Annotated in this window: 10 protein-coding genes and 1 pseudogene; 6 read left to right on the top strand and 5 right to left on the bottom strand. The window is 68.7% G+C overall.

Annotated elements, in window-relative coordinates:
- Together NBRGI_RS31710 and NBRGI_RS45580 are read left to right on the top strand one after the other, a co-directional pair.
- Positions 1 to 578, top strand: a pseudogene (locus tag NBRGI_RS31710) (hypothetical protein); the annotation flags it as partial.
- A gap of 222 nt (positions 579 to 800) precedes the next feature.
- On the top strand, positions 801 to 4,748 hold the full coding sequence (locus NBRGI_RS45580; RefSeq protein ID WP_029900862.1) for a BTAD domain-containing putative transcriptional regulator: 3,948 nt from the start codon (positions 801 to 803) through the stop codon (positions 4,746 to 4,748).
- Between the two features lie 13 nt (positions 4,749 to 4,761).
- Here NBRGI_RS45580 and NBRGI_RS31700 read toward each other — a convergent pair whose 3' ends face one another.
- Positions 4,762 to 5,478 carry an alpha/beta fold hydrolase gene (locus tag NBRGI_RS31700; protein ID WP_029900861.1) on the bottom strand — a complete coding sequence of 239 codons (717 nt, stop codon included), beginning with the start codon at positions 5,476 to 5,478 and terminating at the stop codon, positions 4,762 to 4,764.
- A gap of 113 nt (positions 5,479 to 5,591) precedes the next feature.
- On the bottom strand, positions 5,592 to 6,125 hold the full coding sequence (locus NBRGI_RS31695; protein WP_029900860.1) for a CGNR zinc finger domain-containing protein: 534 nt from the start codon (positions 6,123 to 6,125) through the stop codon (positions 5,592 to 5,594).
- Positions 6,126 to 6,208: 83 nt separating this feature from the next.
- Here NBRGI_RS31695 and NBRGI_RS31690 point away from each other — a divergent pair, with 83 nt between their 5' ends.
- Complete coding sequence (locus NBRGI_RS31690) at positions 6,209 to 7,108, top strand: DMT family transporter (protein WP_235211160.1); 900 nt, start codon at positions 6,209 to 6,211, stop codon at positions 7,106 to 7,108.
- A 1-nt stretch (position 7,109) separates the two neighbouring features.
- Here NBRGI_RS31690 and NBRGI_RS31685 read toward each other — a convergent pair whose 3' ends face one another.
- The 3 genes from NBRGI_RS31685 to NBRGI_RS31675 all read right to left on the bottom strand — a co-directional run bounded on the left by NBRGI_RS31685 (position 7,110) and on the right by NBRGI_RS31675 (position 9,710).
- Positions 7,110 to 7,733: a TerD family protein gene (locus NBRGI_RS31685; RefSeq protein WP_029900858.1), complete on the bottom strand. Its 624-nt coding sequence runs from the start codon at positions 7,731 to 7,733 to the stop codon at positions 7,110 to 7,112.
- Between the two features lie 91 nt (positions 7,734 to 7,824).
- The gene (locus tag NBRGI_RS31680; protein ID WP_029900857.1) at positions 7,825 to 8,925 is read right to left on the bottom strand and encodes a DUF475 domain-containing protein; all 1,101 of its coding nucleotides are present in this window, start codon (positions 8,923 to 8,925) and stop codon (positions 7,825 to 7,827) included.
- Between the two features lie 209 nt (positions 8,926 to 9,134).
- Positions 9,135 to 9,710 carry a TerD family protein gene (locus tag NBRGI_RS31675; RefSeq protein WP_029900856.1) on the bottom strand — a complete coding sequence of 192 codons (576 nt, stop codon included), beginning with the start codon at positions 9,708 to 9,710 and terminating at the stop codon, positions 9,135 to 9,137.
- A 145-nt stretch (positions 9,711 to 9,855) separates the two neighbouring features.
- On the opposite strand from NBRGI_RS31675, the gene NBRGI_RS31670 reads away from it, so the two are divergent.
- From NBRGI_RS31670 to NBRGI_RS31660, 3 genes are read left to right on the top strand one after another with little or no spacing between them, the layout of a single operon-like run.
- The gene (locus tag NBRGI_RS31670) at positions 9,856 to 11,073 is read left to right on the top strand and encodes a hypothetical protein (protein WP_081878315.1); all 1,218 of its coding nucleotides are present in this window, start codon (positions 9,856 to 9,858) and stop codon (positions 11,071 to 11,073) included.
- Positions 11,074 to 11,086: 13 nt separating this feature from the next.
- Positions 11,087 to 12,301 (top strand): HpcH/HpaI aldolase/citrate lyase family protein, encoded by a 1,215-nt coding sequence (locus NBRGI_RS31665; RefSeq protein WP_195091468.1) that lies wholly within the window; start codon positions 11,087 to 11,089, stop codon positions 12,299 to 12,301.
- The gene (locus tag NBRGI_RS31660) at positions 12,298 to 14,784 is read left to right on the top strand and encodes a phosphoribosyltransferase (protein WP_081878314.1); all 2,487 of its coding nucleotides are present in this window, start codon (positions 12,298 to 12,300) and stop codon (positions 14,782 to 14,784) included. Before NBRGI_RS31665 ends, NBRGI_RS31660 begins: the two co-directional genes overlap by 4 nt.
- The last annotated feature ends 44 nt before the right edge of the window (positions 14,785 to 14,828 follow it).

The following is a 14,828-nucleotide window of genomic DNA, read 5'->3' as shown; positions in this document are numbered from 1 at the left end:
GGCGGGCGTCGATCACCTTCCAGCAGTTGCGCCAGGCCGACATCACCACGAATTCCATCTGGTACTGGGGACTTCGGCCGTTGTTCGAGCACGACACCGCCGGTGAGGCGGTGTTCCAGGAGGTCGTGTCGTTCGCGTCGCCGACGCTGGTGCTCGCCGCGTTCGCGCTGGCGATGTGGCTGGGCTGGAACCGGTATCTCGGGACAGGCGTGTTCCCGTGGGTCGCGGTGAGCGGCGCGATGCTGTGCGCGTTCCTGCTGTTCCACAAGGTGCATTCGCCCCAGTACACGCTGTGGCTGGTGCCGTTCTTGGTGCTGCTCGAGGTGCCGTGGTCGCTGATCGGGGCGTATCTGGTGGCCGACGCGGCCGTCGGCGTCGGCGTGTTCCGATACTTCTACGCGCTGGGTTCGGGTCGTCCCTACGAGACGATGGAGAAGGTCGTCCAGTTCGGGGTATGGGGCCGGGCCGTATTGCTGGTCGCGCTGTTCTTCCTCTTCCTGCGTGCGGTGCCTCGGGGTTTCCGTCCGGTTCAGCCGCCGGTGCCGCGGTTCGCCCCTGGTGAGTTGATTCCGGCCTGAGTGGCTGGGTGCGGGCGGGGTTGCACTGCGAAGTGCGTCACCGATCGGTTCGATGCACAACGTGGCGGGACCACCCCGGCGGTTGCCTGCGGCTTGCCAAATATCCAGCTCGGATGGTGCACGCCTGGTCTATGGCGGTCGCGGACCGGTTGCAAGGGCGCTGCGATTTCGCGAACCGCCATCAAGTGAAACAGTGCTGGTCCGATTACTCTGGTCGGGTTGGTGGTGGAGCAGGACGGTGAAGTACGGATGGACCAGGTGGACACGGGCGCGCACCCGCCATCCGTCGTTCGGTTGACGCTGCTCAACGGAGTCGAAGCGCACCGCGGGGACCAAGTCCTGCCGCTGGGCCCGCCGCAGCGTCGGGCGGTGCTGAGTGTGCTGGCTTTCCGGCGCCGGCAATGGGTTTCGGCGGACAGCCTGCTCACGGCACTGTACGACGGTGTGCCGCCGGCCAGCGGCGTCGGCGTGATCCAGACCTATGTGTCCGCGCTGCGCCGCGTGCTCGAGCCCGATCGCCCGCCGCGCACCCCGCCGACCGTGCTGCTGTCCGGCCACGGCGGCTACCAGCTGCGGATCGATGACGAACAGCTCGACCTCGGTGTCTTCGACAAACTGGTCGCAGCGGCGAGCCGGGCGCGCGAAGCGGGCGACCTGGTTCGTGCCGAAGACCGCTACGCACGCGCACTCGCGCTCTACGCCGGTGAACCGCTGGCCGGCCTGCCCGGCCCCTTCGCCCAGCGGCAGCGGGCAGCGCTCGCCGAGCGGCGGCTCGCCGTGGTGGAGGACAGCCTGGATGTCGCTGTGGCACTGGGTCGTTCCGACGAGGTGATCGATCGCCTGCGGGTGCTCACGGCCGAGCACCCGTTGCGCGAGCGCCCGCGCGCCGTGTTGATGCGGGCACTGTATGCGCGCGGCAGTCAATCCGAAGCGCTGGATGTCTACCGGGAAACCCGCAACCTGCTGGTGGATCGACTCGGCGTCGAACCGGGGCTGGAACTACGCCGACTGCACGAGCAAATCCTCTCCGGCACAGGAACATTCGAACAACCTCGGCCTCCCGGGGTCCCGCGAGGAGCGATCGAGTCCGACTCGCCGCGCACCGGCACGGCAGAGCGCTTCGGCATTGTCTCCACCCTGTGGCCGGAACCCGCGGCACCGCCTGCCTCGGCGCCGGTGCGTTCGGCGGGATCTCCAACTGTGGATCCGGCCGAGCGGGCAGCGGAGCCACCGCGTTCCGCATCCGGAATCGAGCACACCGGGGCGGCAACGGACACGGCCCGCTCGCCGGTGGGTTCGGTGCACCTGACCGCGGATTGGGCGCGCCGACCGCTGGCTGCACCGAAACCGTCAGTACTGGTGGCGAATTCGTCCGCTACGTCGACGCGGACGCCAGCGGAGCCCGCACAACCGCCCGCGGCGGTGATCGCCCCGACCGTAGCCTCGGCGTATCCGCCGGCCTCGGCGGATACGAGTCCGGGCGACACGGACCTGCCGAGGAGCTCGGCGTACCCGGCTGCGGGCGGACCGCTTGCTGGTGCGGGCTCGGAGTATCCCGCCGGCGGGTGGGCGCCTTCGCCCGCTGGTTCGGTCGACCCGGCCGTCGAGGAGCGGCATCCCCTTGGCTCGGCAGGACCGGGTATGGCCGGGGTGGGGCTGGCCGCCGCGTCGACGTACCCGACGCGGGGTGGCGCGCAGCGTGGGCGGGCCGGGATCGATCCGGCGGCACCCGTGGTGTTCGAGCGGGCGTGGGAGCTGGTGCAGATCGGGGCGTGGGTTGAGCGGGCGGCGACGGGCAGCGGTGGGCTGCTGGTGATTTCGGGGCTGCCCGGGTTCGGCAAGTCGCAGCTGCTCGATGCGGTGGTGCGGCGGTCGGCCGGGGTGCGGCGGATCGATTTGACGCCGCCGTGGGATGTCGCGCCGCCGTTGGGGCTGATCGCCGAACTGGCGCAGACCGCGCTCGAGCCCGCCGAGTCCGATGCTCATGCGGCAGAAGTGTTGTGCGCCAGTCTGCTCGAAGCCTCCGGTGTCGCGGCACCGCTGGTCGTCGTGGTGGACGGCGCAGACCTGATGGACGAGCGATCCGCGCGCGTGCTGGCCGCGGCGGCACCCCGGCTGCGCCGCATGCCGGTGCTGCTGATTCTCGCACTGGACGAACGTGCTTGGGAGCCCGCGGTTCTCGCGCTGCATGGACTACTGGAACCGCCCGCCGTCGCGATTCTGCGACTGAGCGGGTTGAGCGTGCTCGCGATCGAGGGCCTGTACGAACAGCGCACCGGCATGCGCTGCCCACCGGGGCTGGCCGCTGAAATCCAGCGGGCGACGGCGGGCATTGCGCTGCTGGCGGGCGCGCTGATCGCGGATCTGCTGACCATGCGCGATCCCGGCCGGATCCCGGAGTTCCTGCCCGAAGGCTGTTATTCGCGGTCGATCAGCCGGCTGCTCGGCCGTTACGCGCCGCGCGGTGTGGTCATGCTGCGCGCGCTCGCCGTGCTACAGGAGGTCGGGCCGAGCCTCGAGATCCTCGCCGCCGCGTGCGCCGAACCGGTGAGTGAGGTGCGGCATCGCTGTGAACTACTCGCCGCCACCGGCATTCTGGCGGCGGTGTCGCCGCCGCAGTTCCAGCATCCGTTGATCGGCAACACGATTCGCTGGCTGTGCCGCCGCGAAGACGCCGACCGGTTCCGGATCGCCGCGGCCGAACAGGCCCGCAGCGCTGGGTATTCGGCCAGACAGGTCGCCGCCATCCTGCATGATCTGGTCGGCGCCGAGTACGCGCGCTGGACCGTGGTGCTGCTCGACGCCGCGGAGGAATGCCTGCGCCAGGGGCTGATTCCAGATGCGGTACGGCAATTGGCGGCCGCCTTACGGATCACCGCGCCCGCCGGCCGCGACGACATCCTGGTGCGCCTGGGCCAGCTGGAGTTGTGGACCAATCCGGCGGCGGCGCGCGCACATTTGGAAGAGGCGCTGCACAGCCAGCGCGAACGCGGCGTCACGCCGACCGCGCTCATCCCGCTGGCCTGGACCATGTCGACCCGCTGGCAGGCGGGCGCCGCGATGACGTTGCTCGGTACGGTGCTGGCCGAGACCGAACAGCGAGATCCGCTGGCGGCACGGGATATTCGCGCCGCCTCCTGGGCGGTCGCCGGATTGACCGCCGCGAGCTGGCGTGGGTTCGTCGCGGAGCAGCGCGCGGCGGGAGCGACCGATCAGATCAGCACGGCGGTGCTCACCTGGGACGACGCCTTCGGTGTCCGGTACTCCGCGCGCGAAACGCTCGCGCGCTTTCCCACCGAGGCGGATCCGGCCCGGGGGTGGGCGACGTTGCCGCAGCAGCTGGTCGGGCTGCTCGCGCACCTGTCGATGTGGTCGGGCGATCTGGCGTTGGCGAAACAGCTCAGCGCGCAACCCAGGGAGCACCACTTCGGCACCATCGATGTCTATCGCCTGATCCTGCACTCGGAAGTGCTGCTGCGCTGCGGTGAGTACCGCCCTGCGCTGCGTGTGCTCGCGCCGACCGTCGGGGTGCTCGACGACGAATCCATCCGGCCACCACTGGCGTTGGTCGCTCAATACGCGCACGCACTGCTGGGTCTCGGCCGGCTCGCCGAGGCGCAACGCTGGCTCGACAGTGTCGCCGAACAGGCGAATCCGGAGACCTGGGAGTGGACCGTCGTCCTCCATGTCAGGGGCATGCTCTGTGCGGCACAAGGGGATTCGCGCCAGGCGGTGGCGCACTACCTGGATTGCGGCCGCCGCGTCGGCGCGGTGGGCATCAGTAATCCGGCGCATATTCCGTGGCGCAGTTCCGCTGCGCTGGAGCTGGTAGGGCTCGGCGAGCAGGCCCGGGCCGCAGAACTCGCGGCCGCGGAATACGAACTCGCGCAACGGTGGAACACTTCCGGGACGCTGGGCCGGGCGCTGCGCGCGCTGGCCGCGGCGGCGCCTGGTGGCGTCGACGCGGATCTGCTGAGCCGGGCGGTCGAGCAGCTGCGCCGCTACGACTCCCCGGTCGAGCTGGTCCCGGCGCTGCTCGAACTGGCCGCGGCCCGGCCCGAAGCCGCTGTCGAACTGCGCCGGGAAGCTCGCAACCTGGCTGAGAGAATGGGCGCGACAAGGTATCTCGCCCTGATCGACACCCATGAGCCCCCGTCGGCCGCCGACTGACCGTAGGCCAGGCTCACCCGGCGGCGGCCCGCACGATGAGATCGGCGATCGCGTCCGGTTGGGTGATCATCGAAGCGTGGCTGGTCGCCAGCGACACGATGTGGTCCTCGGTGGCCACCTGATAGGCCATCTTGGTCTCGAGATCGGGGTGGATCATCTGATCCAGCTCGGAGATCTGGTACCAGGTGTTGTGCCGCAGCGTCTGCCACGCGGGGGTCGCGGTGCCCGAACCGGCAAGGGACAGTACCGAAGTCGGCTTCTGGGTGGCGGCGAGCACGGCGGCCTCGCGCGGGTCGGCGTCGGCCGCGAAGTCGGCGTGGTAGCGGTCGCGGGCGATGATCAGGTCCGGCGTCTCGGCCGAACCGATGTTCACCAGGTCGGCGCCGCTGGCCAGGTCCTGGCCGAATTCCTGGTTGAGCTGGAACGCGGACTGCCCCGCGTCCGGGGTGAAGGCGGCGACGAAAACCAGTCCACTGACATCCGAGCGCCCTGCGCCCGCTTGGCTGATCACGGCGCCGCCGTAGGAATGGCCGACCAGCAGCGTCGGCCCGGTGAGGGTGTCCAGGTCCCGGGTGACCGTGGCGACGTCCTCGGCGAAGCCGCGCAGCGGCAGCTGGCTGGCGAGCACGGTGCCCAGACCCCGGTCGTGCAGGCGCTCGATCACCTTGCTCCACGCGGAGCCGTCGGCCCAGGCGCCGTGCACGAGCAGCACATTCGGGGTGGTGGTCATTGGCGTTTCCTCCAGTTCACATCGGATCGCCGCTCCCGGCGGGCGCGACGGCTCCAGCATCGCGAGCCGAGTCAACGTGAGCTGAATATCTGTCGAACGTGCTGCTCAGTGCCTCATTCCGCGGTGTGCCGCGCGCGGAAGGCGGCGCTCTTGGCGCGGTTGCCGCAAATGGTCATATCGCACCAGCGGCGGGTGCCGCCGCGGGAGGCGTCCACGTAGAGGCGGGTGCACGCGGCACGGCCGCATTCCTTCACCGTGGCCGTGCCGCCGAGGAGTTCTATCGCGGCACGGGCGATCGCGGCGAGTGCGGTCGCGGGCGGGCCGCAGCGGCGCAGTGTGCCGTCGGGTCGCAGGTTGAGCATGGGGATTTCGCCTTTGGCGAGCTCGTTGACGAGCCGGCGGTCCGGGTCGGCGAAGATTTCGCCGTGTGCTTTGGCCACGGCCATCCGGTACGCGGCCTCGCGCAACCGCACGGCCTGCGCGAAGGTGGCGGCGTCGCAATCGGATACCCGGTCGAGCAGTTCGGCGGCGCGGAACCAGTCGGCGAGGTCGGCCGGGGTGCGCAGGCCGTCGTCGAAGGTGGTGCTGCGGGCCTTGACCGTGCCCGCGAAGTCCAAGGCGAGGTTGCCGCTGACGAAGGTGAACACCCGCTCATAGTAACCGCCTTGACAGGTTATTCGACGAGCTGTCACGGTAGTAACCATCTAAGACGGTTAGTTTGGGAGGGTACGTGCGGACTCGATTCCTGGCGGTGGCGGTGCAACCGCTGTTCGTCGTGCTGTGGAGCAGCGCCTTCATCGCCGGAATCATCGGGGTCGGCGCGGCGCCGCCGATGACGGTGCTGTTCGCTCGCTTCGCCGTCGCGGGCCTATTGCTCGCGGCGTATGCCGTTGCGGTGCACGCCACCTGGCCGCGCGGCAGACAACTGCGCCACGTCGCCGTCGCCGGGCTGCTCATGCAGGCGGTGCAGTTCGGCGCCTTCTACACCGCGATGAACGAGCACGTGCCCGCCGCGGTCATCGCGCTGGTCCAGGGGCTGAACCCGGTGGTCATCGCGCTGTTCGCCGGGGTGCTCGGCGAAAGCGTCTCGGCGCGGCAATGGTTCGGCTTCGGGATCGGCGGGGTCGGGGTCGGGCTGGCCGTCTTCGACCAATCGAACTTCTCGATGATCGGCCTGCTGCTGTGCGTGCTCGGACTGCTCGGCCTGAGCATCGGCACGGTGTATCAGAAGCGATTCGTCCCCGCGGTCGATCCGCGGGCGTCGACGGCGGTGCACGTGCTCGTTAGCGCACCGGTCGCCGGCGTGCTGGCCGTGCTGACCGGTCAGCTCGAGGTGTGGGATGTGCCGGGCTTCGCCGGGGCGCTCACCTGGATGGTGCTGGTCAACTCGATGGCCGCGTTCCTGCTGCTGAACGCCATGCTGCGGTACTGGGACGCCACCAGGGTCGGCCGGTTGTTCTTCGCCACGCCCGCGGTCACCGCGGTGCTCGCCTGGGTGCTGATCGATCAGCCGGTGCGGCCGTTGACCTTCGCCGGCCTGGGCGTCGGGCTACTCGGCATGGTGTTCGCGTCGCGCAGACCTGCCGCGGCGCGGTCACGGAAGCCGCGCCCCGTGCTCGCGGCGCGCTGAGCTACTTGCTGGCTCGATGCCAGTTCATGCCCCAGCGGTAGGCCTCATCGATCTGCTGCTGGGCGCCGTTGATGTAGTGCACCTCGCGATGCACGGTGATGCCGCTGCCCTGGTTCTGCAGCAGGGCGATCGCGCACGAGCGGGCGCCGTCGACGGGGGAGTCGAGCCGGACCTCGATCTGCGGACCGGAGGTCGGGTACAGGGTCACCACCCCGTCGGCGGCCGCCCAGTTCGGCACGCCCTCGTAGATGAACGCGAAGATCAGGATGCGCCGGAACAGTTCGGGGCGAGCGAGATTGATGTGCATGTTCTCGCCGCCGGCGGCGGTGCCGCTGCGGTCGTCCCCGTCGAGCTGGATGTAGGGCTCGGCGTCGAGCGAGCCGAAGTTGTTGCCGACCGCCTGCACCACGCCCTTGTTGCCGTTGGCCAATTCGTAGAGGCAGCCGAGGTCGAGGTCGACGGGCTTGGATCGCCGGAAGAAACCCTTCGAGCCGGCCGACCAGTTCAGGTTCACCCGCATGGCGCCTTGCTGCTCACCGGGTTTGGTGAGATTGATGCTGGGCGTGGCCTTGGACAGGGTCACCTTGGACAGGTTGACCCCACCGGCGTTGCTGTCGGTCGCCATGGCGCGATCCCCTCGGAAGAAATGGGAACGGCAGCGGTCCTCCCGCAGGAGGGGCCGCTGCCGCACGAGTCTTTCGGCTGCCTGCCGAAAATCAGCCTACCGGGGTCGGCTCTCGTTCGCTGTCGACTTCTTTGTCGTTCTCCCGCCGGTTGCGCAGCACGCTGCTGACGAACGCCGCACCGATGAACGCGATACCGACCAAGCCGGTGATCAGCTCGTTGACGTGCACGCCGATCGAGACGAACAGGATGATCGCCAGCGCGCCGATCGCCCAGTGCGCACCGTGCTCCAGGTACACGTACTCGGCGAGCGTGCCCTTGCGCACCAGGTAGACGGTGATCGAACGGACGAACATGGCGCCGATCAGGCCGAGGCCGAGCGCGATGATGATCGGGTCGGAGGTGATGGCGAACGCGCCGATCACGCCGTCGAAGGAGAACGACGCGTCGAGCACCTCGAGGTAGAGGAACAGGAAGAACCCGGCCTTACCGGTGGCCTTGACCAGCTCCGACGGACCGTCGCCGGTGTGCTCCTCGGTGTGGAACATCGAGCCGAGCCCGTCCACCACAATGTAGGTGACCATGCCGAGCAGGCCGGCCAGCAGCACGGTGGAGCGGTCTTCCTCGGCCGTGACGATTTCCGCGGTGAGGATCAGGCCCGCGCTCGCGACGACCACCGAGAGCATGTCGAGCTTGCCGAGTTTGGCGAGCGGACGCTCCAGCCAGGACAGCCAGGTGATGTCGCGCTCTTCGAAGATGAAGTTCAAGAACAGCAGCAGCAGGAACATGCCACCGAACGCGGCGATCTGCGGATGCGCGTCGGTGAGCAGGGTCTCGTAGCTGGGATCGCCGTTCGGGAAGTAGGCCGCGTCGTCCGCGGGCGGGTTCAGCGCCAGATCCAGGGCCTTCACCGGGTCCAGGCCCGCGGTGATCCATACGATCGCCAGCGGGAAGACCAGGCGCATGCCGAACACGGCGATCAGCACGCCGATGGTGAGGAAGATCCGTTGCCAGAACGCGCTCATCCGCTCGAGCACTGTCGCGTTGATGACAGCGTTGTCGAAGGAGAGCGATACTTCGAGGATGCCGAGGATCGCGGCGAGTGCCAGGGCCGTGGGTCCGCCGTACAGGAACGCCACGACGAGCGACAGCACCGTCACGATGATGGACATGCCGAAAATTCGCAGGACCACGCGGGGACCTTTCGTTTGCGTCGGCCGGACGTCTGCCGTCCGATCGCTTTATCTGATGTAGCCGAGATGGCGCCGCCGGTACCAGCGTGGCCGGAGAACCCTCGCTTGTCCAACGGTGCTGCGCCCGTCAGCGTTCCCGACAAATCGGACAAGCCTGCGAGCACGACGAGGGGGCCCGTCGCCGGGCCCCCTACAACCGCGGATTATTCCTAGACGTTCACGCCGTAGTCACGGGCGATGCCCGCGAGGCCGGAGGCGTAGCCCTGGCCGATGGCGCGGAACTTCCACTCCGCCCCGTTACGGTACAGCTCGCCGAACACCATGGCGGTCTCGGTCGAGGCGTCCTCGGTGAGGTCGTAGCGGGCGAGTTCGTTGTTGTTGCTGCGGTCGACGACGCGGATGTACGCGTTGCGGACCTGACCGAACGACTGCTGCCGGGTCTCGGCGTCGTAGATCGAGACCGGGAAGAAGATGCTCTCGATGGTCGGCGGGGTGTTGGCCAGGTCGACGTTGATGACCTCGTCGTCGCCCTCGCCCTCACCGGTGGTGTTGTCGCCCGCGTGCTCGATGGCGCCCTCGGGCGACTTCAGGTTGTTGAAGAACACGAAGTGCTGGTCGGAAAGCACCTTCTTGTCCGCGCCGGTCGCGATCGCGCTGGCGTCGAGGTCGAAGTCGGTACCGGTGGTGGTCCGCACATCCCACCCTAGGCCGACTGCGACATTGGTGAGGTTAGGCGCCGCCTTGGTCAGCGAGACATTGCCGCCCTTGGACAAACTGACACCCATGCGGGATTCCCTTTCAATAGTCCGTCATTGGTTCCCAGCATGTCCGAATCGCCGGGTACGCCTTACGACAGTAGTAGGTTTCCGCGAACTTGCGTAGGAACCCGCAGAACCCCCGGTGAACAGAGGAGATCTCTAAGATCGGGGCGTGGTAGGCCGTAGGCGCGGATGGTTCCGCTCAGCCGGGAACAGCGAATGGATCGAGCAGGCGCGACAGTCGCTGGCGTCGGCGTTCCTCGACATGGACAGACGGCAGAGCGCGGCCGAGGCGGCGGTGCACGCCTCCGAGCAGGTGTTCCCGGAGCGGCGCCTGGCCGCGCGCTGGGAGCCGGTGCGCAGTCGCTGCTACGACGCGTCGGGCGCGTATCTGACCCTGACCGAGCAGCTCGAGCAGGTCGAACGCGACGCGACCCCGATGCCCCAGGGGCAGGCGCAGGCCGACACCGTGACCAGGCAGCTGGTCGAGGCGGCCCGTGCCGTCGACGAGTTCTATCGCGCCAACCAGGCACAACTCGAGCAGGCGGTCGGCGTGCTCGCTACGGTGCCGCAGCTGGCCCAGCAGGTGAAGATCAGCGCGGCGGGCGTGCGCAGGCAGGCGGCCGAGTCGGAGTTCGCGAACTATCCCTCGGTCCGCCAACGCGCCCAAGCCGTGGATGAGGCCCTCATCACACTCGAAGCCGCAGGTCCGGGGGCGCCGGCCGGCGCGGTGCGCGACGCCGCGAACCGGCTGGAGGCGACCACCAAGGCGTTGGCAGAAGCGTTGGCGCAGGCCCCATCTCGGGCCGCCGCCGCGAAAACCGCGGTCGCCTCGGTGACCACCCGGCTGGCCGCGGTCCGGACCAGGGCCGAGGGGCTCGGCCCGGCCTATTCGGCTCTACTGCGCGAATTCAATGCTGCGAGTTCGGCAGACTTAGCTGACAATGAGCGGGAAAGCCAGCGAGCCATCGAGGCCGCGGACGATGCCCTGGCCCGGGCACGTGCGGCAGCGGCGGAGAACAACCCGGAGATTGCACTTGATCTGACCACGTCCGCCCGCGGGTATCTCACGAAGGCCGAGCAGCAGGTCGACGCCGTCACGAAACGGCTGACTTTGCTGCGAGAAGTCCGGTCCGACCCGCAAGAGAAGGCCAAGGCCGTACGATTTCGGCTGCGGGACGCGCAAATGCTCGCGGTGAGTCGCGAGCTCGTCCCGGAATGGGGTTCTGTGCTCGACGCGCAGGCCGTACGGATCGATCGAATCAGCGAGAGCCTGTCGGGGCGGCACCCCGACTATTGGGCGTATGTGACGGAGCTGGATACCGTCATGGATTTCATAGCCGGGGTGGTAGATCGAATGAGAAAACAAGCAGGACCACGACGAGAATGAGGATGGACCAACGATGACCGCAGGCATCGCCGTCCAGCGGGAAGTTTCCCTGCGGAAGCGAATGCCGCTGCGCCACTTTCGGCAGCTGCATGGTCCGGACGCACGGAGTCTTTTCCATCGGGAGCCCGAGCCGTTCGGCGACGACCACACCGATCGGGAATTACTGGCGGTCGCGCTGGGCGCGACCCTTTACGCACCGGCCACCCGGCCGGACCTCGCGCTGACCATCAGCAAACGCGCCGAACGCGGCGTGTGCTCGATGGTGATCGATCTCGAGGACGCGGTCGCCGATCACGAGGTCGAACTGGCCAAGTCGCAGACGGTTCGGACGCTGGATGCGCTGGCGCACAACGGGGATTCGAATCCGCTGCTGTTCGTCCGGGTGCGCGACGCGGAGACCATCACCGAGATCGTCGAGCAGTTGGACGCCGGCGCCTCGGTGCTGACCGGATTCGTCTTCCCTAAGTTCGACAGCACGACGGGTCCGCGCTATCTGGAGGCGTTGAGCGCGGCGGTGCGGCGCCTGGATCGGCCGATCTACGGGATGCCGGTGCTCGAATCGGCGGGCCTGGTGCACCGGCAGACCCGCGACCAGGAGCTGACCCGGATCGCCGAACTGCTCGGCGCGCATCGTGACCGGGTGCTGGCCGTGCGGGTCGGCGCCACCGATATGTGCTCGACCTTCGGCATCCGGCGCGACCGCGACCTGACCATCTACGACGTGCGAGTGGTCGCCGACGTGATCGGTGACATCGTGAACTATCTGGGCCGCGCGGACGGCACCGGTTTCGTCATCACCGGCCCGGTCTGGGAGTACTTCGCCGACCACGAGCGCATGTTCCGGCCGCTGCTGCGCACCGCGCCGTTCGAGGAATCCGACGCGGTGCCGTTCCGCCAGTACCTGGTCAGCCGGGATCTGGACGGCCTGCTGCGGGAGATCACGCTGGACCGGGCCAACGGCATCCAGGGCAAGACGGTGATCCATCCGTCGCATGTGGCGGCGGTGCACGCGCTCTCGGTGGTGACGCACGAGGAGTACTCCGACGCGCTGGACATCCTGCAGGTCGATGTCGGCGGGGTCGCGGCCTCGGGCTACCGGAACAAGATGAACGAGATGCGGCCGCATCGCAGCTGGGCCAGGCAGACCTTGCTGCGCGCAAGGGTGTTCGGCGTGGCCAACAAGGGAGTGTCGTTCGTGGATCTGCTGACCGCATTGGTGAAGGTATGACCGGCGCCGCCCTCGAGATGATGGAAACTCCCTGGGCTACAAAGAATCTCGGCATCCAGCTGGAGCACGCGGAATCCTTCGGCACCGCCCCGGTAGGGGTGCTGCCCGCGGAGTTGGACATCGCTGCGTTGATCCAGCCCGGGCTGCGGCGGGGCAACAAGCGCCGTGCGCACCTGCTCGTCTCCACCGTGCTCGGGAAGCACCTGCCCACCGACCCCCGCGTGGTGCTCGAGGGCGGTAACCGGCTGGGCGATCTCGTGCGCGAACTGCTCGGTGCGCGCGACGCGCTGGTGCTCGGATTCGCCGAGACCGCAACGGGACTCGGCCACTGTGTCGCGGCGCGGATCGGGGCCGTCGGTTATCTGCATTCGACCAGGCGTGATGTCGCCGAAGCCGACACGCTCACCGGTTTCGAAGAGGGGCATTCGCACGCCACCTCGCATCAACTGCAGCCGGTACCCGCCGACATCTTCGTCAACGATCTGCCGCTGGTTCTGGTCGACGACGAAATATCCACGGGCGCTACGGCACTCGACGCAATTCGGGCGCTGCATGCTTTTTCGCCGCGTTCGCACTATGTGCTCGCCTCGCTGGTGGATATGCGGGTCGAGGCCGACCGTGCCGCATTCGAGAAGGCGGCCGCCGATATCGGCGGCCGGATCGACACGGTCTGCCTGGCCTCGGGGCAGACCGTACTGCCCGCGGGACTCGTGGACGCGGTCGCCGCACTCCCTGAAGCCACGCTCAATCCGGTTGCCGCACAGCGCGGCTCGTTCACCCGCCTCGAATTGCCCTGGCCCGCAGCGGTGCCCGAGGGCGGTCGGCACGGTGTGCTGCGCGCCGACCTCGCGGCGTTCGACGTGGCCCTCGCGACGGCCACGGACCTGTTGCGCGCTCGGCTCGGCGCGCAGTTCCCGGCTCGGCCGGTCATCGTGCTCGGGCACGAGGAGCTGATGTATCTGCCGCTGCGCCTGGCGGCGGAACTCGCCGAGGCCGGTACGCCGGTGCGATACCAGACGACCACCCGTTCGCCCGCGTATGTGCTGAACGAGCCGGGGTATCCGCTGCGGCGCGGATTCCGGTTCACCGCACCGGAATCGGATCGGGAGGCGCCGCGGTATCTGTACAACGCGCAGTGGGACGACGACACCGACGCCGATCCGGTGCTGCTGGTCGTCATCGATCCGCCCGCCGACACCGACGAGCTGGTCGCCGACGGTGGTCTGGTGGATGTGCTGACCGCCTCCGGCGCCGACGTCGTCGTCGCGGTGCTGCCCGGCGCGGATCCGCGGGCGCTCGATGCGGCGCGGGCCGAGTTGCGTACCGGCACCGCGGCGGCCGCCGCGGCCTCCGGACTGCCGACGCCGCTGTACGGCCCGGAATTCGGTTCGTACGCGGCCGACGAGGTGTGCTGGCTGCTGCAGGATCTCTCCGCCGTCGACCTGGAAGCCGATGTCGTGGAGCGGGAACGGCGCATCCAAGCCGGGGTGGCGCACTACGCGGAATCGCTGCCGATCGAATACCAGCCCGACGCGGCCTATCGCGCGCTGTTCGACGAGGTGCTCGCCGACAGCGCCGAGCGGTTGGCGCTCGCGGTCGCGACGGTCGCGGAACTCGTGGTGGCCGAACGCGGCGACGATATCGTCCTGGTCTCACTCGCGCGGGCGGGGACGCCGATCGGCATCCTGATGCGGCGCTGGCTGCGGTCCGGGCGGGCCGCCGACCTGCCGTCGCTGGATGTGCCGCACTATGCCGTCTCGATCGTGCGCGGTCGGGGTATCGACGCGGTGGCGCTGGATTACCTTGCAGCACATCATGATCCGTCTTCCATCGTGTTCGTGGACGGCTGGACCGGCAAGGGTGCGATCACGCACGAGCTGACCGAAGCGCTGGACGCCTACCATGCGGCGGGCGGCGCGCGCTTCAACGACGAACTCGCCGTGCTCGCCGACCCGGGGCACTGTGTGCGCACCTACGGCACCCGTGACGATTTCCTCATCGCCTCCGCCTGCCTCAATTCGACTGTCTCCGGCCTGATCTCGCGCACCGTGCTGAACGACCAACTGATCGGGCCCGGTGAGTTCCACGGCGCCAAGTTCTATCGCGAACTGGCCGGCGACGACGTGTCGAACCGGTTGCTGGACACCGTGGCCGCCGCGTTCGACGCGGTTCGCGACCGGGTGCCCGGCGCCGTCGCCGCGGTCCGCGCCGGGGTGCGCACGCCCACCTGGACCGGCTGGGCGTCGGTCGAGCAGGTGCGGGCCGAATACGGCATCACCAGCGTCAATTTCGTGAAGCCGGGGGTGGGCGAGACCACCCGGGTGCTGCTGCGCCGACTGCCGTGGCGGGTGCTGGTGCGCGAGGCCGACGCACCCGAACACGCGCACATCCGGTTGCTCGCCGCCGCGCGCGGGGTGCCGGTCGAGGTGGTGCCCGGCCTGGCGTACTCGTGCATGGGGCTGATCAAGGACGTGCAGTCGTGACCGAGCAGCGCAGATGATGATGGAACCGACTGGATGATGGAGCT

It is taken from the genome of Nocardia brasiliensis IFM 10847 (genome assembly GCF_000710915.1).
Taxonomy (GTDB): domain Bacteria; phylum Actinomycetota; class Actinomycetes; order Mycobacteriales; family Mycobacteriaceae; genus Nocardia; species Nocardia brasiliensis_A.
The sequence above is the reverse complement of the archived record's forward strand: the minus strand, read 5'-3'. Positions and strand labels throughout refer to the sequence as shown.